Source organism: Gordonibacter pamelaeae (assembly GCF_003340385.1).
GTDB classification, from domain to species: domain Bacteria; phylum Actinomycetota; class Coriobacteriia; order Coriobacteriales; family Eggerthellaceae; genus Gordonibacter; species Gordonibacter pamelaeae.
The window spans coordinates 25,919-50,107 of record NZ_PPTS01000006.1 but is presented as its reverse complement, the minus strand read 5'-3'; the positions used below and the strand labels follow the sequence as shown (position 1 = coordinate 50,107).

At 64.0% G+C, this 24,189-nt stretch carries 22 protein-coding genes; 20 read left to right on the top strand and 2 right to left on the bottom strand.

Annotated features, from left to right (window positions below; translation table 11 throughout):
• Nucleotides 1-220: 220 nt before the first annotated feature.
• The 6 genes from C1877_RS10060 to C1877_RS10035 all read left to right on the top strand — a co-directional run bounded on the left by C1877_RS10060 (nucleotide 221) and on the right by C1877_RS10035 (nucleotide 6,253).
• Nucleotides 221-2,752 (top strand): molybdopterin-containing oxidoreductase family protein, encoded by a 2,532-nt coding sequence (locus tag C1877_RS10060; RefSeq protein WP_041239335.1) that lies wholly within the window; start codon nucleotides 221-223, stop codon nucleotides 2,750-2,752.
• Nucleotides 2,753-2,778: 26 nt separating this feature from the next.
• Nucleotides 2,779-3,387, top strand: coding sequence for a 4Fe-4S dicluster domain-containing protein (locus C1877_RS10055; RefSeq protein WP_083809010.1), 609 nt, complete (start codon nucleotides 2,779-2,781; stop codon nucleotides 3,385-3,387).
• 18 nt (nucleotides 3,388-3,405) lie between these two features.
• A complete protein-coding gene (gene nrfD / locus C1877_RS10050) occupies nucleotides 3,406-4,638 on the top strand; it encodes an NrfD/PsrC family molybdoenzyme membrane anchor subunit (protein ID WP_114569090.1) in 1,233 nt (410 codons plus the stop codon).
• Nucleotides 4,639-4,783: 145 nt separating this feature from the next.
• Entirely contained in the window at nucleotides 4,784-5,140 is a 357-nt protein-coding gene (locus C1877_RS10045; protein WP_041239337.1) for a hypothetical protein, read from the top strand.
• An 8-nt stretch (nucleotides 5,141-5,148) separates the two neighbouring features.
• The gene (locus tag C1877_RS10040; RefSeq protein ID WP_227154091.1) at nucleotides 5,149-5,607 is read left to right on the top strand and encodes a DUF4405 domain-containing protein; all 459 of its coding nucleotides are present in this window, start codon (nucleotides 5,149-5,151) and stop codon (nucleotides 5,605-5,607) included.
• Nucleotides 5,591-6,253, top strand: coding sequence for a TorD/DmsD family molecular chaperone (locus C1877_RS10035; RefSeq protein ID WP_181813832.1), 663 nt, complete (start codon nucleotides 5,591-5,593; stop codon nucleotides 6,251-6,253). The genes C1877_RS10040 and C1877_RS10035 overlap by 17 nt, the downstream gene beginning before the upstream one ends.
• 199 nt (nucleotides 6,254-6,452) lie before the next feature.
• Here C1877_RS10035 and C1877_RS10030 read toward each other — a convergent pair whose 3' ends face one another.
• Nucleotides 6,453-6,836 (bottom strand): hypothetical protein, encoded by a 384-nt coding sequence (locus C1877_RS10030; RefSeq protein ID WP_114569089.1) that lies wholly within the window; start codon nucleotides 6,834-6,836, stop codon nucleotides 6,453-6,455.
• Between the two features lie 323 nt (nucleotides 6,837-7,159).
• On the opposite strand from C1877_RS10030, the gene nrfD (C1877_RS10025) reads away from it, so the two are divergent.
• The 8 genes from nrfD (C1877_RS10025) (at nucleotide 7,160) to C1877_RS09990 (ending at nucleotide 16,136) form a co-directional block, all read left to right on the top strand.
• Nucleotides 7,160-8,143, top strand: coding sequence for an NrfD/PsrC family molybdoenzyme membrane anchor subunit (gene nrfD / locus C1877_RS10025; protein WP_114569088.1), 984 nt, complete (start codon nucleotides 7,160-7,162; stop codon nucleotides 8,141-8,143).
• A gap of 21 nt (nucleotides 8,144-8,164) precedes the next feature.
• Complete coding sequence (locus C1877_RS10020; protein WP_114569087.1) at nucleotides 8,165-8,638, top strand: GntR family transcriptional regulator; 474 nt, start codon at nucleotides 8,165-8,167, stop codon at nucleotides 8,636-8,638.
• Nucleotides 8,638-9,663: a slipin family protein gene (locus C1877_RS10015; protein WP_114569086.1), complete on the top strand. Its 1,026-nt coding sequence runs from the start codon at nucleotides 8,638-8,640 to the stop codon at nucleotides 9,661-9,663. The genes C1877_RS10020 and C1877_RS10015 overlap by 1 nt, the downstream gene beginning before the upstream one ends.
• A gap of 136 nt (nucleotides 9,664-9,799) precedes the next feature.
• Complete coding sequence (locus tag C1877_RS10010) at nucleotides 9,800-10,900, top strand: AAA family ATPase (protein WP_244909847.1); 1,101 nt, start codon at nucleotides 9,800-9,802, stop codon at nucleotides 10,898-10,900.
• 303 nt (nucleotides 10,901-11,203) lie between these two features.
• A complete protein-coding gene (locus C1877_RS10005) occupies nucleotides 11,204-13,618 on the top strand; it encodes a molybdopterin-dependent oxidoreductase (protein WP_041239340.1) in 2,415 nt (804 codons plus the stop codon).
• A gap of 9 nt (nucleotides 13,619-13,627) precedes the next feature.
• Nucleotides 13,628-14,245: a 4Fe-4S dicluster domain-containing protein gene (locus C1877_RS10000; protein ID WP_041240298.1), complete on the top strand. Its 618-nt coding sequence runs from the start codon at nucleotides 13,628-13,630 to the stop codon at nucleotides 14,243-14,245.
• A 16-nt stretch (nucleotides 14,246-14,261) separates the two neighbouring features.
• Entirely contained in the window at nucleotides 14,262-15,470 is a 1,209-nt protein-coding gene (gene nrfD, locus C1877_RS09995; RefSeq protein WP_041239341.1) for an NrfD/PsrC family molybdoenzyme membrane anchor subunit, read from the top strand.
• A gap of 27 nt (nucleotides 15,471-15,497) precedes the next feature.
• Nucleotides 15,498-16,136 (top strand): TorD/DmsD family molecular chaperone, encoded by a 639-nt coding sequence (locus tag C1877_RS09990; protein ID WP_041239342.1) that lies wholly within the window; start codon nucleotides 15,498-15,500, stop codon nucleotides 16,134-16,136.
• Between the two features lie 613 nt (nucleotides 16,137-16,749).
• On the opposite strand, the gene C1877_RS09985 is transcribed toward C1877_RS09990, so the two are convergent.
• Nucleotides 16,750-17,598 (bottom strand): hypothetical protein, encoded by an 849-nt coding sequence (locus tag C1877_RS09985; protein WP_041239343.1) that lies wholly within the window; start codon nucleotides 17,596-17,598, stop codon nucleotides 16,750-16,752.
• A gap of 385 nt (nucleotides 17,599-17,983) precedes the next feature.
• Between C1877_RS09985 and C1877_RS09980 the strand changes: the two genes are divergently transcribed.
• From C1877_RS09980 to C1877_RS09955, 6 genes are all read left to right on the top strand, one after another.
• Nucleotides 17,984-18,970 carry a trimeric intracellular cation channel family protein gene (locus C1877_RS09980; protein ID WP_227155448.1) on the top strand — a complete coding sequence of 329 codons (987 nt, stop codon included), beginning with the start codon at nucleotides 17,984-17,986 and terminating at the stop codon, nucleotides 18,968-18,970.
• 221 nt (nucleotides 18,971-19,191) lie between these two features.
• Nucleotides 19,192-20,673 carry a GGDEF domain-containing protein gene (locus C1877_RS09975; protein WP_041239344.1) on the top strand — a complete coding sequence of 494 codons (1,482 nt, stop codon included), beginning with the start codon at nucleotides 19,192-19,194 and terminating at the stop codon, nucleotides 20,671-20,673.
• A 115-nt stretch (nucleotides 20,674-20,788) separates the two neighbouring features.
• Nucleotides 20,789-21,535 carry a 23S rRNA (guanosine(2251)-2'-O)-methyltransferase RlmB gene (gene rlmB / locus C1877_RS09970; protein WP_015539611.1) on the top strand — a complete coding sequence of 249 codons (747 nt, stop codon included), beginning with the start codon at nucleotides 20,789-20,791 and terminating at the stop codon, nucleotides 21,533-21,535.
• 164 nt (nucleotides 21,536-21,699) lie between these two features.
• Complete coding sequence (locus C1877_RS09965) at nucleotides 21,700-22,239, top strand: NYN domain-containing protein (RefSeq protein ID WP_114569183.1); 540 nt, start codon at nucleotides 21,700-21,702, stop codon at nucleotides 22,237-22,239.
• Nucleotides 22,240-22,486: 247 nt separating this feature from the next.
• Nucleotides 22,487-23,266 carry a helix-turn-helix domain-containing protein gene (locus tag C1877_RS09960; protein WP_114569084.1) on the top strand — a complete coding sequence of 260 codons (780 nt, stop codon included), beginning with the start codon at nucleotides 22,487-22,489 and terminating at the stop codon, nucleotides 23,264-23,266.
• A 15-nt stretch (nucleotides 23,267-23,281) separates the two neighbouring features.
• Nucleotides 23,282-24,094 carry a DUF4097 family beta strand repeat-containing protein gene (locus C1877_RS09955; RefSeq protein WP_244909851.1) on the top strand — a complete coding sequence of 271 codons (813 nt, stop codon included), beginning with the start codon at nucleotides 23,282-23,284 and terminating at the stop codon, nucleotides 24,092-24,094.
• Nucleotides 24,095-24,189 lie beyond the last annotated feature (95 nt).

Sequence of the window (24,189 nt, the reverse complement as noted above, 5' to 3'; positions counted from 1 at the left end):
CATCGTAGATGACCCTTCTATCTCCTTCTATCTCCGATCCGGCATAGTTTATTCTATTGATTGTCGCAAGACATTGTGATAATGTGACAATATCGAGATTGGCCAATACGAGGATTAACAAGGGGGTATCCCGAAGGCCAAGCGAGGGGAGCGGAGGTGCGCACTACGTTTTCCCGAGCAGCTTTCTCCAGGGTATCCTGATGATCTTTGAGGAGGAGATATGTCAGGAAACGAACGCCCACATTCTGGGTTCACGCGCCGAAGCTTTCTCAAGACGACTGCCGTTGCGGCCGGTCTGGCCGCGGTCGGTACCGCCGCAACGCCGTCGCTCCAGGCCTTGGCGGCAAATTACGAGTCAGGTCAGGATGAAACGAAGAGCGAACATGTATTCTGCGGAGTCTGCCGCGGCAATTGCTCTGGCACTTGCAAGCTCAACGTCCATGTTCGCGATAACAAAATCGTAAAGACTTCAAAGCGCAAATTCAATTCCTTTCCGAACGGCGAGATCGATAGGATTTGTCTGCGTGGTTTAAGTCACCCCTACAACGTTTACGGTCCGAACAGGATCCAATATCCCTTGAGGCGTGTCGGAGATCGAGGCGCGGGAGAGTGGGAGCGCATCAGCTGGGATGAAGCTGTGACTGAAATTGCTGAAAAATGGCAGGCGATACGAGAGAAGTACGGCGACCAGGCAATTGCTTACACGCGAGGATCGGGCAATATGGGAACGATCAGCGGCGTTGCTTCTCCCATGTTCAATGTTTTCTTCAATAAGATCAATGCAACGCAGATCAAGATTGCTCGTGATCAGGCAAATACGCGTGGCGTCAATCGCGTTGTAGGCAGCCTGGGCGATTGGGTTCTTAATGATCCTTCGGACTTCAAGAATGCTAAAACGCTATTTGTCTGGGGAGCCAATATCACAGATGCCCAGATGCACGATTGGCATTTCATAGCGGAAGCTCAAGAATCAGGTACGAAGCTGGTGGTTATCGATCCAGTTTTAACGCAATTAGCTGCTAAAGCAGACAAATGGGTGCCGATACAGCCAGCAACCGATGCTGCGCTCGCGTTGTCTATGATGTATGTGATGGTGAGTGAGGAGCTTGAGAACAGGCCGTTTCTCAAGGAGCACACGTGCGCTCCGTTTCTAGTCAGAGAAGATACAGGGAAATTCCTTCGCATGAGTGATCTTGGGGTGGAGCCGACTGTTATCGAGGTAAGCAGAGAGCAGGTTTCGGCCGCCTCAAGTTCTAACAAGGGCGCCGCTGTTGGCCAGGGTTCGACGATAACGAAGATTGTAGACCAGCCGGCGGTGCTCGAATTCGACGGAAAGCCGGTCGGAGCTGATGATGCCAAGGACCCCAGGCTAAGCGGAACGTATAACTTTAACGGGGTCACTTGTCGTACCGCATACGATCTTCTCGTTGCCGATATCATGGACTATTCACCGGAAGCGGCCTCGAAGATATGCGATATCCCCGCTGATACTATTATCGAACTGGCCCATATGGCGGTGGATGGTCCGTGCATTCATCGACTCGGCTGGGGATCCAACTCATACACGAATGGCGTGCACGCCGCCCATGCCAATATAACCATGGCGGCTTTAACGGGGCAAATAGGTTATCCGGGTGCGGGTACCGGTATTGGTGATTTTAAACCCTGTTGGGGCATCAATGCTTTGGTAAAGGGCATGACGGCTGCAAAATATCCCATGATATCGGCGCTGTTTTTGCCCGAAATAATGCGTACTGGTAAGTATAAAGGACAGGATTATCCTATTAAGTCGCTCTACGTTTATTCAGGGAACCCCGTTTGCAATCAAGTAAACACTAATGAATACCTACGCGATATTGTAGGAAATCTCGATTTTCTCGTCGTTGCCGATTATACGTTTACCGATACGGTCAAGTATGCCGACATCGTTCTTCCAGCTGCGCATTGGTTCGAGCAACAAGATGTGATTGCCATTTCGGCCACGCAATGCTTTATCTATAGTGAAAAAGCGATTGATCCTTTGTACGAGTCGAAGTCTGACTTGGATATCCTTCGCCTATTTGCCGAAAAGATGGGCCATCCTGACTTGCTTTCTCTTTCCGATGACCAATACATGGCACAGGTCATCAATACGCCGGCTTTGGAAAAGCTAGGTATAACCTGGGAAAACGTGAAAAAGAACGAAGACATGTATTGGTATCCAAGCAAGCCTTGGATACCGTGGGAGAATGCCGAATTCAAAACTCCTTCTGGGCGAATGGAGTTCTATGTAGAGAATCCGACCGTTCAGTTTGATATGGGGCAAGAATTCGATGTTGAACGCGAACACTTGCCGCGGTATTTCAATCCGACTGAGGCGTACCAAGGAAGTCCTGCCTGGGATAAATACAAGCTCATTCTTTTGAGCGAACGTCCAAGATTCCGCGTGCATTCCATGTGGTCTGACAACCAGTACCTGCGCGAGCTCGACCCCGAGCCGACTATCAAAATGAATCCCGTCGATGCTGGCGAGCGCAATATAGCAGATGGCGACTATGTGGAAGTGTACAACGATCGCGGCCACTGCGTTGCGAAAGCCATCCTTAACGATGCCGTTCGTCCCGGATGTACGGTGTACCCGAAAAGCTGGCAGCAAAACCAATTCAAAGCCGGATCGTGGTCGGAATTGCTGACTTCGGTCTACGATCCAGTTGGGGTGAATGAGAGCTATTTCGACAATCTGGTCGAGATTCGTGTCTGGAATGAGGGGTGAGCACTGTGGTAAAAGAACGGCTCGGAATGACGATAGATACCAAGCGTTGCATAGCATGCAATTCATGTGCAGTCGCTTGCAAGATAGAAAATAATCTTCCTAACTTCAATTGGTGGAACCGGGTGATGACGGTCGGCGGCAATCACATGGATGCACCTTCAGGGATGTACCCGAATCTTGAAATGTACAACATAACGCTTGCCTGTCAGCATTGCGAAAACCCTGCGTGCGTGAAGGTGTGTCCGGTAGGGGCGACTTACAAGGATGAGGAAACGGGAGTCGTGCGTCAAGACTATGACAAGTGTATCGGTTGTCGTATGTGCATGGCGGCCTGCCCTTACACGGGTGTGCGCTCGTTCAACTGGGAAGAGCCGAGGTATCATCTTGAATTCTCCGTCGGAGACTCCGATGTGCCTGGGCATCAGAAACATGTTGTAGAAAAATGCACCATGTGCTGGCATCGGCTTGCTAAGGGGTTAGCGCCTGCATGCGTTGAGGCTTGCTCTGCCCGTGCTCGGCATTTCGGGGATTTAAACGATCCTGACTCTGACGTCTCTCGCCTTATTCGCGAACGCGGATACCAGCAATTGCTGCCGGAGCGCGGAACGGAACCGTCCGTTTACTACCTCGTTTAGCTTGGAAGGAGAACTATCATGACCGAGGATATTTCGGCGACACCATCGCCTAGAGCTTCGTCGCCCAAGGTCCCTGCTGCCAAATTCGGGGGCAGGGGAATCAATATCGGCATCGCGGTCGCTGCCGTCGTGACCGTCGCGGGCCTCGCCCTGTGGGTCGTGCAGCTCTCCGGCGGCCTCGTGCAGACGGGGATGCGCAACTTCGACTCGTGGGGGCTCTACATCACCCTGTTCATGTTCCTGGTGGGCCTGTCGGCTGGCGGCCTCATCATCTCATCGGTGCCGCGCGCGTTCGGTATGAAGGGCTTCGGCGGCATCTCGAAGGTGGCTGTGTGGACGTCCATCTGCTGCACGGTGCTCGCCATCGCCTTCGTGGTGGTGGACCTGGGGCACCCGGCGCGATTGTGGGAGCTGTTCGCGTACTCGAACCTCGGCTCGCCGCTCATGTGGGACATCGTCGTGCTGGGCACCTACCTCGTCCTTTCCATCGCGTACCTGTGGGCCACGCTGCGCTTCGAGGGCGGCAAGGGGTCCGAGAGGTCGCTGCGCGCCATCAGCGTGGTCGCGCTTGCGTGCGCCATCCTGGTGCACTCGGTGACGGCCTGGATCTTCGGCCTGCAGCAGAGCCACGAGATGTGGTACACGGCGCTTCTGGCCCCGTGGTTCGTGTCCTCGGCGCTCGTGTGCGGCACCTCGCTCGTGCTCGTGGTGGTCATCGCGCTGCGCCGGGCGGGCTACCTCGAGCTCGACCAGGCGAGCATCGTGAAGCTGGCGAAGATGCTGGGTGCGTTCGTGCTGGTGGACCTGTACTTCTTCGCCTGCGACCTCCTGACCGCCGGCTTCCCGAACGCCTCGGGCGCGGAGGTCGTCGCCATGCTGACCGCCGGGCCGCTCGCACCGTTCTTCTGGACCGAGGTCGTGGGCTGCATCCTCTGCGCCGTGGTGTGCTTCGTGCCGAGGCTGCGCACGAGCCCGCTCATCGTGGTGGCATCGCTGCTGGCCATCGTGGGCATCTTCTGCAAGCGCGTGCAGCTGCTGGTCGGTGGCTTCCAGATCCCGAACATCGACATGGCCGGTCCCCTGACGCCTTACACCGTCACCGGCTGGGAGTCCGGCATGGCGGGCGCCTACCAGGGTATGGTCTACTTCCCGACGCCGCTCGAGTTCGGCGTGGCGCTGGGCGTGATGGGCCTGGGGGCGCTCCTTTTGCTGGCAGGGTTGAAGTTCCTACCTCTCAAGCCGGCCGAGTAACGGCAACGACTGTTCGTTCGAAGCGCGCCGGGTCCGAACGTCCACCCTCCCTGCCCGGCGCGCCTTCGTGGTTCGACGGGGCGCCCATCGCCGCCTGCGCGTTATCGTGCGGCAGGCGCCCTCCTACTTGAAGGCGATGGTTCCCATGGTTAGAAAACTCGTGATAACGTTGGCGGCGTTTCTGCTGGTAGGGTCCTGCGTGTTCGGGGCAGGCCTGGTGGTCGATGCTACGGTAGGCCCGCCGCAGGCGATAACAGTCGATTCTCCTTGCCCGGCCGTCGGGTGCGCGTCGGGAGAATGCCACGGGCTCGACGACGTGCCCGCGCCCGACGGCATTCACGAGATGAACTGTCCCGAAGCCTCCTGCTCGAGCGTGGAGTGCCATGCGTGGGACACGCTGGCCACGCGTTACCGCCAGGCATCCGACGCGAGTCTGAATCTGTGGGTGCTCGCGCCGGTGGTGCTTGTGGTGGCCTTGGTGCTGCTGGTGCGGAAACTTTAGGAGGCGGAGTGGCTGTGGATGCGAAGAAAAACCTCGTGATCGATATTCTCGCGTTGGGAGCATACGCGGTTGTGGCCAATCCTGTCTTCACGGGCATCGCGGTGCACGAATGGGCGGGGCTTGGGCTGGTTGTCGTGTTCCTGGTGCATGCGGCCGCCCATGTCGACTGGGCGGTGGATGCGGTGCGCACGGCGTATCGCGACCCATCGTGGGTGCGCAGGGGAAACCTCGTGTTGGACGCGCTTATCGTGGTGGGTTTCATGGTGGCGACGGTCTCGGGTCTCATGGTGTCGGGCACGGTGCTGCAGGTGCTCGGGCTGTACGCACCCGGTTATTTTTTCTGGGACCCGTTGCATGCGATTGCGGCGAAGCTGCTGCTTGCACTGCTAGTAGTGCATGTGGCGGTGCACGCGCGCTGGATCGTGCGGATGGCGAGGAAGGGGAAGGGCGATGACGAACTCGATTGACGGACCGAAAAGGTGGCAGGCTCGCGCCGCCGCCTGGGAGCTCGCGGCGCTGTCGTTTCGCTACCCGGGGGCCGAGCTGGCCGGGGCCGTGGTCTCCGGCGAGTGGGCCGACGCGGCGTGCGAGATAGCGGGGGCGCTCGGCCTGGCGCTGCCGGAGGGCCTCGGGGAGGGGCTGTCGGGACGCTCCGGCCCGGGGGACGTCCTGCACGCCCTTCGACCCGAGGCCACGCGCCTGTTCGTGGGCGCGCCGGAGCCGGCGGTCTCGCCCTACGAGGGCGTCTGGCGCGCGGCCGACGACGGGGTGCAGGCGCTCTTGTTCGTGAACCCGCACTCCATGGAGGTGGAGCGCTTCATGCGCTCCTGCGGCCTGGGCCGTCCCGAGGGCACCAACGAGCCGCTGGACCACGTGGCGACGGAGTGCGAGCTCCTGGAGCACCTGGCCCTGCGCGCCGCCGGCGCGGAGCCACCCGAGGGCGCACCGGCCGGCTCCGGCCTCCCCGGCGGCTCGCCCGCGGCGGCCTACGGGGCCTTCCTCGAGGAGCACGCCCGCGCCTGGATGCCCCGCTTCGCCGACGCCGTCGCCGCGGAGAGCCGAGTTCCCTTCTACCGCGATGCCGCTGCATTCCTGGGCGCGCTCGTCGGTTAGGGGCCGCGCATCTGCCACAGCCTCGATTCTCGTCCACCTGATCGCAAGCCTTTGAACAGGCGTGATGGCAGGTAATACCTGGTCAGAAGTGTGGACGAAAATCGAGGCTGTGGCAACGGCCGAGCCACGACGACGGCGGCAACAGCCGGGCTGCGGGGCTATGGCGAGGCGCCCCGCCCCGCAGCCGTATCGGCAGCTGCTACTGCTTCTCCATCGCGGGCCTGAAGCAGGCGAGCGCCCAGGAGTCGTCGAGGGCGAGGCCTATCCGCTCCTCCAGCCCCTCGCGGCGGGCGGTCAGCCAGAGCGCATGCCACCCGAATGTGCGTCCCTGTCGTCCGCGCGGCTTCGGGAAAGCCACCCACAGCTCGCCGCGGCGGGAGAGCGCCTCGCGTGCCTCCGCGACGCGGGCACGGTACTCGTTCAGGTTCGTGGCGAACAGCACCACGAAGTCGTACGGCCCCCGGGAGGGGAAGGCGACCAGCTCCTGGCCGGCTGCCATGGCGTGGAACTCGGGCGGGGCGTACAGCGCGATCCCCTTCGCGCCCTCTTCCAGATGCATTTTCTTGAACACGGTGGACTCCATACGTCCTCCTTCCCTCATGTTCTTGACGGTTTTCCCGGCCAGTGTAGCGTGCCCGCCGCTTGCTGTGCCCATCGCCGCCGTTCTGCAACGCGCGCGTCGCCCGGCCTTCGCACGATGCGCACATGGCGCGGCTGCCGGAAATGTCCTACAATGGCTCCGTGATTGTCTTAGGATAATTTGCGCCGCGCAGCGTCGACGCACGGGTTCGGCGCCTGTCGCATCAAGGAGCGCAGTGCGCTGCCGGCACGGGCACGCGCGGCGAGCTCTCCGTTCGTTGTCGCGGGATGCGCACCCGCTGGGTCGGAAAGGGAAGGGGTGGCTCGATGCTCGGTCCGCTGATCGTGTGCTACCTGTTCCTGGGCGGGACGGGCGCGGGCGCATGTCTCGTGCTCGCCGTGCTGGGGATGCTGGCGCCGCGCGAGCTCGTTGCGGTGCAGGGTGCCGGCGGGCGCGGCGCCAGTCGCGGCCCGGCAGGCGCGCACGCGGTGCTGCGGCCCCCGGCGCCCTACCGCAGGTTGCTGGCTCCCGGCTATGCGGCGGCGCTCGTGGCGCTCGTGCTGGGCATGGTGTGCCTGCTGGCAGACGTGGGCCGCGCCGACCGCCTTCTCCTGCTGCTCACCAGCCCCGCGTTCTCGCATGTGGCGGTGGGCGCCTGGTCGCTGGCGGTCTGCGCGGCGCTGGCCGTGCTGGCGGGGCTTGCCTGGGCCGGCCTGGCGTGGCGCTGGCGCTTCGCGGCGGTGCGGGTGCTGCAGGTGGCGCTGGCGTTGGCGGCGCTTGTGGTCATGCTGTACACGGGGCTGCTGCTGCAGAGCCTGAACGCGGTGCCGCTATGGGCCACGCCGTGGCTGCCGGCGCTGTTCGTGCTGTCGTCGCTGTCGTGCGGCATGGCGCTCGTGCTGGCCGCGGCCCAGCTCACCGGTGCGGCGTTCGCGTTCGTCACGGTGCTCGGCCGGCTGGCTGCCGTCGATGCCGCCGTCGTCGTGCTGGAGGCGCTCGTTCTGGCCGCGTTCGTGGGCACGGCGCTCGCGGGCATCGGCGGCAACTTCCTGGTCGACCGTACGGCCGAGGCGTTGGCGGCGTCGGCCGAGGCCCTGGTGGCGGGCGAGGCGGCCTGGCTGTTCTGGGGAGGGTTCGTGCTGGCAGGACTCGCCGTGCCGTTCGCGCTCGACGTGGCCTTGGCCCGGCTGCGACGCCCGCGCCCGGCGCTCGCCCTCGTGGCGGCGGCGTGCGTGCTGGCTGGTGGGCTCGCCATGCGGTTCTGCGTGGTGGAGGCGGGCATGCATCCGCTGCTTGCGATGGCGTCTTGACGAAGAGAAGGCTGGAGGAACATGTTCCCGTTCGAAGTTGATACCACGACCGACGTGCCCCTGTGGGTGCAGCTGCGGCAACGGCTGATCCATCTTATCAACACCGGCTACTTCAAGCCGGGCGACCAGCTGCCCACGGTGCGCGGCCTGGCGTCCGAGATATCCATCAACTACAACACGGTGAACAAGGCGTACCTGAGCCTGGTTTCCGACGGGTACCTGGAGTCCACGCGCGGGCGCGGCGTGTTCGTGCGGGGCCTCGATGCCGACGTGGGCGACGAGCACGCCCAGGAGATCGATGCCATCCTCGGCGATTGCGTGGCGTCGTGCCGCGATCTGGGGCTGACGCTCGACGACGTGCAGAAGTGCATGGTGCGCAAGATCAAGCAGATGAAGCGCGAGGCCGGGGAGGAGCCGGCTGGCGAGGCCGGAGGCGGCCGTATAGTGGAGATCGACGTGGGCTGCGTTGGCCGCGCGTCGCAGACGGGAGCGTGATGGCATTGGCAAGGAGAAGCGGTGCGCAGGGCTTCGCGCCCGATACGGCGGCGTTCGCCGGCAAGGGGGCGGCGCCGTCCGCCCATCGGCGGTCGTTCCAGGTGGTGCCCGATGCGAGCACCGAGGTCGTGGGCGAGCGCGCCTCCAACGCCGGCGTGCTGCTGTTCTCGGCGGTGGTGTTCGCCGTGTCCTTCTGCGCTGTGCTGTGCGCAGCATGGGTTCTCGCCGGCGGCATCGGCCTCGGCGCGGTGGTTGCCGCCTTGGTGGTGGCCGTGCTCGCCACCATGTCGGTGCACATCGCGCAGCAGTGGGAGAAGGTCGTGGTGCTGCGCCTGGGCAAGTTCAACCGCGTGTCGGGCCCGGGCCTGTTCTGGACCTGGCCCGTTATCGAGCAGAACACCATGCGCGTGGACGGCCGCGTGCGCGTGACCACGTTCGGCGCCGAGGAGACGCTCACGGCCGACCTGGTGCCCCTCGACGTGAACGCCGTCTTGTTCTGGCATGTTTGGGACGCGAAGGCCGCTTGCACCGAGGTGGGCGACTTCACGCGCGCCGTGGAGCTGGCTGCCCAGACCGCGCTGCGCGACGCCATAGGCCGCGCGGGCGCCGCCGAGGTGGCCATCCGCCGCGAGCAGCTCGACCGCGAGCTCAAGCGCGTGCTGGAGGAGAAGGTGGCCGCCTGGGGCGTGACCATCCTGTCCGTGGAGGTGCGCGACATCCTGCTGCCGAAAGAGCTGCAAGACGTCATGAGCCTGGAGGCCCAGGCCGAGCAGCGCAAGAAGGCCCGCATCATTCTCATGGAAGCCGAACAAGACATCTGCGAGATGATGGACGACATGGGCGACACCTACGCGAAGAACGGCGCCGCCCTGCGCCTGCGCTCGATGCACCTCCTGTACGAGAGCGTGCGCGAAACAGGCGGCACCGTCGTGGTGCCGAGCTCGTTCAGCGAGGGCTTCGGCGACGTGCTGGGCGACGCGGCGAAGGATGCGCTGGGCGGAAAGACCGGCAGCGGGAAAGCATGAGAGAACCCTGCGCAAAGGATTTCCGCTTTTTACATTGATCCAGGTAGACAGCTCATGCAAAAGATGCAAAAGTTTGCAAAAAACGAAAAAGTTTGCAAAAATGATGCTCGCAAGGCCCTTCTGGAAAGGTATAGCCATGGTATTGCACAACCCTTTCACACCCTCGTTCGGCATCATCCCGCCCTACATGGCAGGAAGGGAGGATCTTATCGAGGAGCTTTCGAACGCCTTTTCCAACGGCCTCGGGGATCCCAATCTTTCGACCATCGTGTCGGGCCCGCGCGGTTCGGGCAAGACCGCCCTCCTTTCTTTTGTGGCCGAGGAGGCGGCATCGCAAGGATGGATATCCGCCAACACCACTGCGGCGACAGGAATGCTCGAGGACGTTCTCGACCAAGCGACCGTTGCGGCGCGTGATTTCCTTGACTCGTTGGACGGTAAGAAGCTCAAAGGTATAACCATCGGCCAGTTTGTCGGATTCGAGTGGGATAACGAGACCCCGCGTTCGGGCAATTGGCGCACGCAGATGAACGCGCTTCTCGATCAACTTGCGGAGCACGAGGTGGGCCTGCTCATCACGGTCGACGAAGTACGGGTCGATCTCGAGGAAATGCGGCAACTTGCCCGAGTATACCAGCATTTCGTGCGCGAAGGCCGCAAAGTCGCCCTTCTGATGGCGGGGCTTCCCCATGCAGTGTCAGCTCTTTTAGGCGACGAAAGCGTGTCGTTTCTTCGCAGGGCGCGCAAGCATGCTCTTGGCCGTATTCCCGATAACGACGTGCGTGATGCCATGAGCATCACCATCGTGCAGGGCGGTAGGGCCATATCGCCAACGGCGCTCGATACCGCCGTACGCGCTGTCGATGGGTTTCCCTATATGATGCAGCTTGTTGGCTATCGTGTTTGGGCGGAGAGGCCTGCATCCAAGGAGATATCGCCAGACGATGTCGCCCGAGGTGTGGAGCTTGCCCGTCGCGAGATGATGGAGGGGATTCTCGAATACACCTATCGCGAGCTGTCGAAGGGGGACAAGCGCTTTTTGGCCGCCATGCTTCCCGATGCCAAGGACAGCTCCCTTGCCGACATAGCCGAGCGTATGGGCGTGAAGAGCAATTACGCCTCCCAGTACAAACGGCGTTTGTTGGAGCAGGGCGTGATCGGCGAGTATCAAAAAGGATACGTGCGCTTCGACATGCCGTCGTTCAGGGAGTACCTGCAAACGCAGTTGGAGGGATAGCATCCTAGATGCCCCAGTTGCGCGTCGAGGATGATGTGCTACGCTGCGGAGGTAGCAGCCTGACAATTCAATGACCTGCGCAATCAGGAAAAACTATGTTAAAAATAGAATAATCATATGACAAATTATCCTATGACAATCATTGATTGTCATAGGATAATTTCGTATAGTGAAGCCGAGGGAATTTGGCCAATTCTCACGAGAAGCAGGGGGATATTCTCGCATGGGGCTTGTCGGCTGGGGCGCTAAGCTCGCTTGGCAGGCAAAGCGGGGATATCTTGACGACATCTTCGAGGAGGATCCATGTCAGGAACTAGCAGCCCGCGCAGCGGGCTCACGCGCAGGAGCTTTCTGAAGGCGACCGGCGCTGCTGCAGGCGCGCTGGGCCTTGCAGGCGCCGCCGGCATGACCACGGCCGACAGCTGGCTCGCACCGGCGCAGGCGCATGCCGAACCGGAGGAGCGGGTGGGGTATACGTTCCACTATCGCCACTGCCAATGCAACTGCCATCTGAAGTGCACGGTTCGCGACGGGCGCATGGTTCTGGTCGAGCCGAACGAATGGCCCGACAAACGCAACGAGACCATCTGCCTGAAGGGTATTTCCGAGATTCAGCATACGTACAGCAAAGAGCGCCTGCAGGTCCCGCTCAAGCGCGTGGGCGAGCGCGGGTCGGGCGAGTTCGTCGAGATCACCTGGGACGAGGCGCTCGACACCATCGCCGAGAAGGTGAAGGAGACCCAGGAGAAATACGGACCGGGAGCCATCGCCATCCAAACGGCCGTCGACTCGCTCACCACCTTCCTTCCCAAGCTGCTCAAGGGGCAGGAGAAGCCCCACCGCGGAATCGATATCGGGCTGGGCAACGGTTTCTCTCCGGCGCTCGCCGAATCGGGCCAGCAGGGAGCCTCGTCGAACGAGGTGACCGATTGGAAGAACGCCAAGACCATCCTGAACGTGGGATGCAACATGCTGGAGACGTGCATGGTAACCGCGCGCTACTTCTTCGAGGCGAAGGAGGCGGGAGCCGAGATCATCACGCTCGATCCCAACTTCTGCACGACCGCCGAGAAGAGCTCGCAATGGATCCCCTTGGTCGCCGGAACCGATCCGGCTCTCTACCTGGGCATGATCTCGATTATCTTGGACAACGGGTGGTACAACGCCCCGTATCTGAAAGCCAACACGAGCATGCCGTTCCTCGTGAAACGATCGGATGGATCGCTGTTGCGGAAGAACCCCGTTGACGACATCAAGCAATCCGGTGCCGATAATCCTTTCATGGTGTGGGACGAGGCCTCGGGTTCCCTGTCTGCCTATAATGCCGAAGGCGTGAACCCTGCGCTCGAATACGAGGCGACCATCGACGGGGAGGCGTATGCCACGGTTTTCAGCCTGCTGAAAGAGGGTCAAAAGCAGTACACGCCTTCTTGGGCTGCCGAAACGACGGGTATAGGCGAAGACGTGCTCGTTGAAATCACCGACAAGTACGCGAACCACGGACCCTCGATTCTCTCCTTCGGCTTCGGCGGCGGGGAGAAGTTCTACAACGCCGACGTCGCAGGGCATGCGGCGGTGCTGCTGGCCACGCTCGTCGGTTCGTTCGGAACCGACATTCCCGGATGGGGAGCGGGTGCGTACGTGAACGCGTACCAGAAGATATTCGGTGCGGGCAAGCTGGCCTCATGGCCGCTGCCGGCGGAGTGCAAGACCGCGTCGGCGCCGAAGGCGAGCGTCGACTACCGCGATGAGGAGAGCGGTATCCGCTTCATGTGGGTGCAAAACGGCGCGTTCCAGCAGATCGCCGGCAATCAGAATCGTACGAACGAGTGGGCGAAGACCCTCGATTTCGTCGTCGTGCAGGATATCTGGCATACGCCTTCGGTGGATTGGGCCGATATCGTTCTGCCCGTGTGCTCCCATTTCGAAGTGGACGAGGAGATCGGCTTCGTGCGCGCTCTGCGCGGCCATGTCCTTTTGCAGCAGAAGGTGCTCGATCCCCTGTTCGAGAGCAAGACGGACTTCTGGATCGATCGCGAGATGGCCAAGCGTCTGGGATACGGGGACGCGCTTCCCGAGAGCCAGGAGGAGCTGACGCGCTTCCAGCTGGAAAAGGCAACCGACAAGGCCCTTGCCGGCATTACCCTCGACGAGGTCGTATCGCACAACGGCGTGGTTGCGCTGAAGAACCAACCGGACATTGCGCGCAGTTACGGCAACCAGACCTACAAGACGACGTCAGGCAAGATCGACCTGTACTACGAGAACCTGGTGGAATACGGTCAGGCGCTTCCCCAATACGAAGCACCCCATGAAGCGTTCGAGGGCAATCCCTTGCGGAACACGTACCCGCTCGTCATGACCCAGCGCCGCTCCAAGTACTTCATCCACCAGAACCTCATGGACGCCTCGTGGCTACGACAGCATTACGAACCGACGCTCGAGATGAATCCCGTCGACATGGCGGCGCGCGGCCTCGAGTCCGGCGACGTGGTCGAGGCGTTCAACGATCGCGGGTCGTTCCAATGCGCATGCATTGCCACCGAGGCGGTGCGCCCGGGAACGACGGTCATCGTCGAGGGCATTTGGAGCAAGTACATGACTGCCGGTGATTTGCAGAACGTCACCAACGACGCTGCGAACCCCCGTGGAAAAGCGCTCGCCAAGGGGAGGGTCACTCCCTTCAACGACACGCTTGTCGAAGTGAAGAAAGCATAGGTGGTCCTCATGACTCGGTTGGCTATAGCCATCAATCTGGATCGTTGCACGGGGTGCAACACCTGCGCCATGGCGTGCAAGATGCAGAACAACGTTCCCATGGGCATGGCTTGGAATCGCGTGCTCAACGAAGATTGCGAGTTCGAGGTGGGCGTTCAGGGGACGTATCCCCACGTCTCCCGCTCGCATCTGCCCGTTGCCTGCCAGCATTGCGAGAATCCGGCGTGCCTGCGCGTGTGCCCCACGGGTGCCACGTACAAGGACGATAAGGGGCGCGTGGAGATCGATTACGAGAAGTGCATCGGGTGCCGCATGTGCATGGCGGCATGCCCGTACAACGCGCGCGTCTTCAACTGGAACGAGCCGGTGCGCGACCCTGACTTCAACTACGGCGACAAGGACGTGCCGGTGCGGGGAAAGGGCGTAGTGGAGAAGTGCACGCTCTGCAAGGAGCGCACCGACCGCGGCGACGAGCCCATGTGCGTGAAATGCTGCCTTGCCAAGGCGCGTATCTTCGGCGATCTCGACGATCCCGAGAGCGAGGTCTCGCGCGTCGTCCGCGAGCGCAATGCCACCGCCCTGCTTCCCGAGCAGGGAACCCGCCCGCAAGTCCGTTACTTCAACTAAGGAGGAGGTGCGAACCATGCAAACCTCTACGAAAGCCAAAGCAGCGATGGGCGTGCTCGGCACGCTCACGATAGCGGGAGTCGCCGCGTGGATCTACCAGCTTGCAAACGGCCTCGGCGTCACCGGCATGTCGAACGGCACCTCGTGGGGCCTCTACATCACCATGTTCATGTTCTTCGTGGGCCTCTCGGCCGGCGGCCTCATCGTGGCCTCGTCGGCAAGCGTGTTCCACGTGGCAGACTACAAGAAGGTGGCGCTGCCCGCCGTCATCCTGTCCACGGTGTGCATCTGCTGCGCTGGCATGTTCGTGCTCATCGACCTGGGCGGCATCCAGCGCGTGTGGCGCATAATCACGGGGCCGAATCCGCTGTCGCCCTTGTTCTGGGACATCTGCGTTATCACGCTGTACCTGGCCATCAACGTGGTGTACCTTGCGTTCATGACCTCCAAGAAGCCGGGCGCGGCCGACAAGGTGGCCGTCGTGAGCCGCTTCGCCCTGCCGGTCGCCATCCTCGTCCACTCGGTGACGGCATGGATCTTCGGCCTTGAGATGGCGCGCGAGGGATGGTACTCGGCCATCATGGCGCCCTTGTTCGTGGTGTCGGCCATGGACTCCGGCCTGGCGCTGCTTATCCTGTCGCTCATGGGCCTCAACAAGTCCGGCCGCTTCAAAACCGACAAAAAGCTGCTGTCCAACCTGGCCGGGCTTTTGGCGGTCTGCATCGCCGTCGACGCCTTCCTCGTGGGCTGCGAAGTGCTGACCATGGCCTACCCGGGAGCCGCCGGAGCCGAGACGCTCGCCATCATGGCCACGGGCGCCACGGCCCCGTTCTTCTGGTTCGAGATCGTCATCGGGCTGCTCATCCCGTTCTGCATCCTCGTGTTCACGAAGAATCGCGCCCGCATGGGCCTCGTGGCTGCTGCCAGCGTGTGCGTGGTGGCAGGCGTGTTCTTCAAGCGCGTGTGGCTGCTGCTCACCTCGTTCGTCGAGCTCAATGTGGCGGGTGCTCCCGGCGTGTCGCTCGGCACGACGGCTGCGCAGCAAGGCGGCGCCGGCATGTGGGCCCTTGCCGGCTCGTATGCTCCCACCTGGGTGGAGATCGTCGTCGCCATCGGCGTGGTGTCCCTCGGCGCGCTCGCGTTCGTCATGCTGGCGCAGAAGCTGCTGCCCGGCGGTGCGCCGAAGCGCGAGGCCGTAAACGTTGCGGCGGGAGAGGCCGCGTAGGCGCCTCGCGCCGAAAGGAGGTTTGGCATGTGCAAGGACATTCCTTGGAAAACCCTGTCCGAGGCTTATGCGTTTGTGGGGAACTCGCTGTTGAGGCCGATGACGATGACATCGCCGGTAGGTTTGGATCCGGCGTTTTGGAAGGCGTTCCCGGTGTTCGACGACAACGCCGTGGCCCGGGCCGTGGAAGCCTGCGCATGCTATGCCGAAGGAGCCGCGCAGCGCACCGGGGCGGGCGAGGACGGGCCGCAGCGCGTGTCGGTGGAATACACGCGTCTGTTCGTCGGCCCGCCCTCGCCCGCGGCGCCGCCGTGGGAGACGATGTACCGCGGCAAGGATGTCACGGTGGGGTTCGGCCAGCCCACGTTCGAGATGCGCGAACTGCTGCGCGCGGCCGGCCTGGAAGTGAGGAACGCCAACAACCAGTACGAGGACCATATGGGCATCGAGCTGCTGTACCTTTCGGAGCTTTGCCGCCGCGAGGCCATGGGGGAGGGCGCCGCCGAGGTGGCGGACATCGCCGCATTCGTCGAGCGGCATCCGCTGTCGTGGATCGGGCCGTTTCTCGATCGCGTGTCCGAGGCGGTGCCCGGTGGCTACTTCGCGGGTTTGCTCCTGGTGGCGCAACGGGTTCTGGAGCACCATGCGAGACTCCTTGCGCGCTAGCGGTCGGGCTGGTGCAGGCCGGTTTTTCCTTTGAGGCTACCGTTCTGCAACGGGAGCGTCGCTCGGTCTCTGCACAATGCGCAGAGAGAAGCCCGGCGGTCATTGCCTGCCGGGCTTCTCTTTGTCCTTGTAGGTCGTGGATCGCTAGGGAAGCGCTGATTAATGTAGCGTTCACGTTTGACCCGTAGGGCAAGGGCAGAGCCCTTGCCCTACGAAACGGGTCCCAGCGCGCATTGATCAGCGCTTCCCCAGGTTCGAGCAATGCCCTGCTGGTGGGCATACGGCCCTGCAAGATGAGGTAAGAGGTCGAACTACGGTAATGGATTCGGAATTTTTTCCCGATATATTACCGAACCTCGGGATTTCGCGTCCGAAACCTAACATCCGACGCCCAATATCCGGCTTTTCGCGCTGATTTGGGCGATTATCTCACCTTGGAAGAGGATTTCGGAACCCTCATCGTTCGCTACGGTAAAATATCGAAAATTTTCTTCGATTCCATTACCGTATTCAAAGAAACAGGGCAATGCGAGCGGACATCGTCGCGCAATCGAGCGGCAAGCACGTGCCTGCCCTATGAAAAAGCCGAATCCGAAAATTAATCAGCGGTTCCCTAAAACAAGAACGCCCCGTCAACGGTCATGGAGATGCAGTTGCCGTTGGGCTCGCAGATCAGGCGCACGTTCGCGGTGGTCGGCGTGACGCCGTCGGCGCCGATGATCGATACGTCGTTCACGTACTCGTAGCCGCCGCCTTCCTGGGGCGTCACGGTGGCGGTGGAGGTGTCGACGCCCTGGAACGTGTAGAACGTGTTGTTGGTGAAGAGCGACGGCATCTCGGCCTCCAGGGCGGCCACGGCCTGCTTCTGCGCCTCGGCGGCCGCGTCCTTCTTCGGCTCCTGCTGCTTCGACTCTTCGGACTTCGGCTCGTCGGTCTTGGCCGGCTGGGTGCCCTCGTTCCCGCCTTCCTGGGCGGGCTGCACGGCGGGCAGCGTGAGGTCCCACGTGCCCTCGGTGGCGCCGTCGTTCCAGAACAGGCGCTCGGAGCCGTACTGGTCGTCGAACGTGAGCGTGCCCGACACCTCTTCGCCGGCCGGCACGGTGATGGTGCCGTCGTCGAACGACGAGCCCACCGGCGGCATGCCGAACGACAGCAGGCAGTCGGCGCCGAGCGTCTGCGGCAGCGTATGGCTCCTCACGGTCACGTGCGCGGTGAGCTTGTCGTCGGCGCGGTCGACGGACGTCACCGTTACCTCGTAGTCGCGCCAGACGGCCGTCTCGCCTACGGCCAGGGCCTTGAGCTTTTCGGCATCGGTGAGCGTGTAGCTGTAGCCGCTGGAGGCGGCTGCGGAGCTGCCATCCGCCGGCACGTTGGGCTCCTCGACTTCCGAGTTGCATCCCGACAGCGTGAGCGTTGCGGCTACGACGCAGGCCGCGGTTGCGAGCACCATCTTCTTGTTCACAGCGTACCCCTTCGTCAAGAGCGAGCAGGCGGGCGGACGCGGACGCCCTGCCGGCCGGCGCATGCGTTTGGGGCGTCGCGCCAGCCGTTTTCGGTTGAGCCGTATCATACCAGTTCGCAGAAGTTTCGTGCGCCCCTCATCGAAAGTGCACGGAGCCTGCCCCCCCCGGCCCGAGCGCCGTGCCGGCGGTTGCAACCGCCGGGCACGGCCCGCCCCGTCCGCCCTCCGGCTTTCTGCAGCCGCAAGAGCGCCGCGCCCTGTGCGCACCCCTCTGCCCCGCTTCCCGACTCCCGGTCCCGCGCGGGCGCGCCGTGCCCCCGCTTGACCTCCGGCGGCAAAATGGCGAGACTGTGCAGCGCAGGCAGGACTCCACGGGAAGGCGCGCATGGACATCGCGGAACTCATAGGCTCGGCGTTCGCGGACGGGCAGGTGCTCACGGTGCCGTGGGGCATCGACTACTTCTCTGTGGTGGTGGGCGTGCTCACCGGCGCGCTGTTCGCGTGCGACCGCAAGCTGGACATCATCGGCACGGTGGTGCTGGGCCTGGTCACGGGCTACGGCGGCGGCATAATCCGCGACGTGCTGCTGCAGGACAAGGGCGTGTACTTCACCTCTCATCCCGACCTCATCCTCGTGTGCATCGTGCTGTGCGCGTTCGTGTTCTACTTCCGCGGGCTTTTCAAGCACCTCGACGCCATGGTGTTCTTCGCCGACGCGCTGTCGGTGGGCCTGTTCGCGCTTGCGGGCGCGTCCAAGGCGTACGCGTGCGGCGAGGGCTTCGTGCTCACCGTCATCTTGGGCGCCATAACGGCCGTGGGCGGCGGCGCCGTGCGCGACATCTGCGTGGGCGAGACGCCCGGCATCTTCCAGCAGTCGAACTTCTACGCGGTGGCGGGCCTGGGCGGCGCGCTGCTGTTCACCGTGCTGGCCTATGCGGGCGTGCCGCTCGTGGTGGCCGGCATCGCCTGCGTGTTCACGGTGGGCTTCCTGCGCTACTGGAGCGTGTACTTCGATTGGAAGACGCGTAACGAGGCGGACCTCACCCCGCATGTGGCGCGCGGCCTGGGCAAAGCGCGTCGCGTGGTGGCGGGCGTGTTCCTGCAGGGCGGCGACCGCATCTCGGTGCGGCGGCAGCGCAAGCGCCTGCGTGCGCGGAAGAGGGCCGGCCATGACGGGGACTGCCGTGCGGCTTGCGAGGGCGAGCGCCCCGAGGACGCCGGATGCCGGGACGACGGGGGCCGGGATGCCGGATGCCGCGACGGTGCGGGCGAGGATGCGAACCGCCGCGACGGTGCGAGCGGGGATGCGAATCCGGGGAATGTCGCGAGCGGGGGCGCGGGCCGCCAGGAAAGCGGGCGCGCGGCGCGCTAGCGGGGGACGCTGCCGGAAAGCGTCGGCCGGCCTCTCGCCCGAAGCGCCCCGAGCGCGCCGAATGTGCGGAAAAGGTGTCGAAAACATCACCCTATGGGTTACTGATGAAAAATTCGGGGGGGGGGGGGGCATTTTTTGCCTTGACACTATGCTAGTATGGTGCCCTCAATTAAGACGGCGGCGACGTGCCGTAGGCTGCGATGGATGCGAAAGCTGGCGATATGGGGAACCTGGCATTCTTGCTGGTCGACAAGACCCGGGAATTCGTGGAGGCCTGCTACGAGCGGGGCGACCTCGATGCTGCGCTGTCCTGCCTCGATCCCGTGCGCGCAACCTGCTACGGCTACGCCAGCGAGCTCCACGCCTTCGACACCGATGCCGTCGCCCGCCTGCTGGGCGCCTCCTGCGCGTTCGCGCGCCGTATCGGGTCGCGCATCGTATCCCACGAATGCCATCTCGCCTACCGCAACGAGACCTGCACCGTCGTGCTGTCCAGCCTGCGCACGCGCGCGACGAAGGGCGACGCCGAGGGCGAGCCTTCCGATGACGAGTACGAGCGCCGCCTGACGTTCGTGTACGCTCCCGTCGGCGACGACTGGCTCATCGTCCACATGCACAGCTCGGCCCCCCACGCGCCGGACGACCCGTTCGCCTCGCGCAGGATGACCGCGCGCGACGTGGGCGCGGTCGACCTCGACGCCGTGCTCTCGCAGGCCAAGGTGGAGCGCGAGCGCTACGAGATCGTCTCGGAGCTGTCCGACGACGTCATCTACGAATACGACGTGGGGCGCGATACCCTGTACCTGTTCTCCACCCGTTTCGGCAAAAGCCCCGACATCAGGCGCAACAAGCTGGTTATCGAGCACTGCCTGGACACGATCGGCCTCGACGGCTTCGTGCACCCCGACGACCGCGTGCGCTATGCGGCCGACGCGCGCAAGCTGTCGCAGGCCCAGCCCGAGCGCGGCGACGGGCGCGACGACTACGTGCACGTGTACCGCCTGCGGCCCATGTTCTTCTTCGGCCGCGAAAGCGAGCAGGACGTCTTCGTGCACCAGCGCGTCATGGGCCGCCGCATCTACGATGCCCGGGGCCGGGTCGTGAAGTACGTGGGCAAGATCGTGGACGTGTCCGAGGAGTACGAACTGCTGGAGCAGTCCTCGACCGATGCGCTGACCAGGGCCTACAACCGCTCGTACCTGCAGGGCCGCCTGCGAGAGTACTGCGCCTCCAAGCAGCCCGACGTGTCCTACGCATGCCTTCTGGCCGACGTGGACTACTTCAAGTCGGTCAACGACAAGTTCGGCCACCTGGTGGGCGACAACCTGCTCACGGCGTTCGTGGACACCGCCCGCACGCTCTTCCGGACGAGCGATATCGTGGCGCGCCTGGGCGGCGACGAGTTCATGGTGTTCATGCGCGACGTGTACGACCCGCGCGTGGCCATGGAGCGCTCCGAGGCCCTCATCGACGCGTTCCGCACCATGGCGGCCGACCGCGGCTTCCCCCGCGACGTCAGCCTGAGCGTGGGCGTGGTGGTGGAATCCGAGCCGCACCCGTTCTCCGAGCTGTACCGTCGGGCCGACATCGCGCTCTATCGGGCCAAGGCCGAGGGAAAGAACCGCGCCGTTCCCTACCTGGAGGGCATGGCGTACCCCGAGGGCGGCGCCCTGGCGAAGCCGCTGCCCCCGCTGGGCGATTGACGCAGTTTTTATCGAAGCGCCGCGCGTGCCGTTCGCCGCGTGGTACACTTTCTACTCGATACCGAACCCGAAACGCGCAGGGCCGCCTCGCGGCCGCCTGCGGAAAGCGATACCCATGGCAGACTACATCGAGGGCAAACGCCCCATCATCGAGGCGCTGCGCACGCAGGTGCCCATCAAGCGCATCCTTCTGGCCGACAACGCGAAGCGCGACGGCCTGGTGGAGGACATCCTGCGCAAGGCGAAGCATTTCGACGTGGACGTGACCACGGTGCCGCGCAAGACGCTGGACGACAAGTCCGAGCGCGGCAGCCACCAGGGCGTCATGGCGGAGACGAAGCCGCACGCCTATGTGGACATCACCGTGATCGAACGCGCCGCCGAGGCGTACGCCGAGGAGAACGGGGGCCGCGCGCTCGTGGTTATCCTCGACCACCTCACCGATGCCGGCAACCTGGGCGCCATCGCCCGCAGCGCCGAGGCCGTGGGCGCATGCGGCCTGGTCATACCCAACAAGCGCAGCGCGAAGGTGGATGCCTCCACCTACAAGAGCTCGGCCGGCGCCATCGCACACCTGCCCGTGGCACAGGTGCCGAACCTCGTGCAGGTCATGGCGCGCCTCAAGGAGCGCGGCTTCTGGGTGGCGGGCGCCAGCGAGCAGACCGACGACGTGATCTGGCGCTCGAACCTGAAGGGCAAGATCGCCCTCGTCATGGGCAACGAGGCGGAGGGCCTGTCCCGCGTGGTGAAGGAGAGCTGCGACTTCCTGGTGAAGCTGCCCCAGATGGGCGAGGTGGCCTCCCTCAACGTCGCCCAAGCCTCCACCGCCTGCATGTACGAATGGCTGCGGCAGAACTACTAGGTTCCGCCGTTCTCCGAACGGCGGAACGGGCCGACGCTGCGGCCGGCTGCGTTGCCCGATCTCGCGGCGAGGCCGAGGACTCGCGTACCGAAGTACGCTTCGCCCTCGCCCTCCCCACGATCTCGGGCACCGCAGCCGCCCTCGCTGACTGATTTGGACCTATGGTGAGTAAGCAACGCAAAAAACTGCTGATCGTGGACGGGTACAACGTGCTGCGGTCGGGGAGCCGCTACCGCGAGATCACGGGGCCCGACTACACCGACGACGCGTTCAACACGGCGCGCGAGCGCCTCATCAACGACGTGGTGAACTACGCCGGCCGCGACTGGCGCGCCATCATCGTGTTCGACGGCGGCCGCAACGAGTTCTCCACGGGCGAGGCCGAGAGCGTGGGCGGCGTGCGCATCATGTTCAGCCCGGCGGGCCAGTCGGCCGACAAGGTCATCGAGAAGCTCGCGCACGACGCGCGCGAGCGCCAGGTGGAGACGCTCGTGGTCACGAGCGACGCCACCATCCAGGACACCGTGTTCGGCTTCGGCGTGGACCGCATGAGCGCGAACGGCTTCAGCCTGGAGGTCGACCGCTACTACGACGACGCCCGCCTCGACGAGACCCCGAAGGTGGCCGAGAAGAACACCGTGGCCTCCCGCATCGACCCGTCCACCCTGGCGAAGCTCAAGGCCCTGCGCGACGCCGCCCGGTAGGGGCTCTCGCACGCCATCCCCAGGTCTCATGCGCTGCCGGGGCCGCCGCAGCGGCAGGAGGCCCCTCGCCATGACAAATGTCATGGGTTTCGGCGTGCTTCGTCGCAAAATCCCTTTTCACACGGGCAGGCAACCGGCGGTTGCGTAAAATGGTTACCAGAGATGCTGGTGCAACCGGGTGCGCTACCGCACACTGGAGGGCGAGAAAGAGGTACTCATGACGCCAACGCCGAGAAAGGGATCGTTCATGAACGTCGAAATCGCCCAACGCCTAGCCGAGATGAGGCGCGAGAAGGGCTTCAGCCAGGAGGAGCTGGCCGCGCGGCTGGGGCTGTCGCGCCAGGCCGTGTCGAAGTGGGAGCGCGCCGAGTCGTCGCCCGACACGGGCAACCTCATCGCGCTCGCCGACCTGTACGGCGTCACGCTCGACGAGCTCGTGCGCGTGGAGGCGGACATCGCCGACGACGTGACGTTCGAGTCGTCCGACCGCGCCGCTTCCGCCGAATCCGAGGCGCGCGAGGCGGCCGCAGCTGCCAGCGCCGCGGCCGCGACGGCTGCCGCTGCGGCGGTTGCAGCCCAGGCGGCAGCCCGCCCGGAGGCCCCGCAGTCGGCGCACCCGGCCGCTTCGCAAACGGCGCCCGCGTCGGCCCAGCAGCCGGTAGCCGCTGCGGCCCCGGCCCCGGCCGCATCGGCGGCCCCGGCCCCGGCCGGACCCGCCCCGCATCCCTACGCCGGCGCGCCCGTGCCGCCTCCGCCGCACGGCTTTGCGCCGGTGCAGCAGCCCGGCTACGGCGCGCCCGTTCCGCCGCAGCAGCAGGCGGGCCCCTGCGACGCACCGGGCCCGCATCGCCGCAGCCCGTGGATGACGTTCCCTTACCCGGTGCTGTGCGTCATCCTGTTCCTGCTCGTCGGGTTCCTCTTCGGCGCCTGGCACCCTGCATGGGTGATCTTCCTCACCATCCCTTTGTACTACTGGATAGCCCGCATCATCGAGAACGACCCGAACTATCGGGCCGGGCGCCGGTAAGGACGGGTGGTGGACATGACAAGGCTCACCCGGTCGTCGTATGTCAAGATAGCGCTCATCGTCGCGCTGGCCCTGCTGCTGTTCGCCGTGGCGGGCGCGGGGTCGATGCGCGGATGCTCGCAGGGGATCTACCTTGGAGGGGGAACGGAAATGGGCAATGCAAGCGTGGACGCGAAAAGCGTGAGGAACCTGTCCGTCAGCTGGGCGGCCGGCTCGGTGGACATCTCGGTGGTCGACGACGGGGCGGGCGATGTCATCGAGCTCGTGGAAACGGCGCCTACCGGCCTCACGAAGGCGCAGCAGATGCGCTGGAGCGTGTCCGGCGGAACGCTCAAGGTGGATTACGGCAGCTGGTGGTCGTGCTTCGCGCTGGGGCAGAAGCGCCTCGAGGTGCGCATCCCCGAGCGTTACGCGCAGAGCCTCGGCGCCGTGACCGTCGACGGCGCGTCGGGCTACTATCGCGTGGCCGGTATCGGCTGCGACACGCTCCGGCTCAAGCTGGCGTCGGGCGAGATCGACGCGGACGGCCTCGCCGCCGCCGCGCTCGACGTGGACGTGGCCAGCGGCCAGGTGCGCGCCGAGGGCACGTTCTCCGAGCGCGTGAGCGCGAAGACGGCATCGGGCCAGCTGGACGTCGTCTGCCAGGGCGCGGCTCCGAAGCAGGTGAGCGCTGATCTGGCCAGCGGCCAGGTGAGCGTGGCCCTGCCCGCCGACACGGGCTTCACGGCCAAGGTCAGCAAGGCGTCGGGCAGCTTCTCCAGCGCCTTCGAGACCGTGCAGCAGGGCGGCTCTTACGTGCACGGCGACGGCTCACCGCCGTGCACGTGAACCTGGCCAGCGGGGACTTCAGGGTGGAGAAGTCGTAGCGCGCCGGATGCCGGGGGCCCTGCCGGTCCCCGGCATCCGGCAGGGCCGCGGCCTGA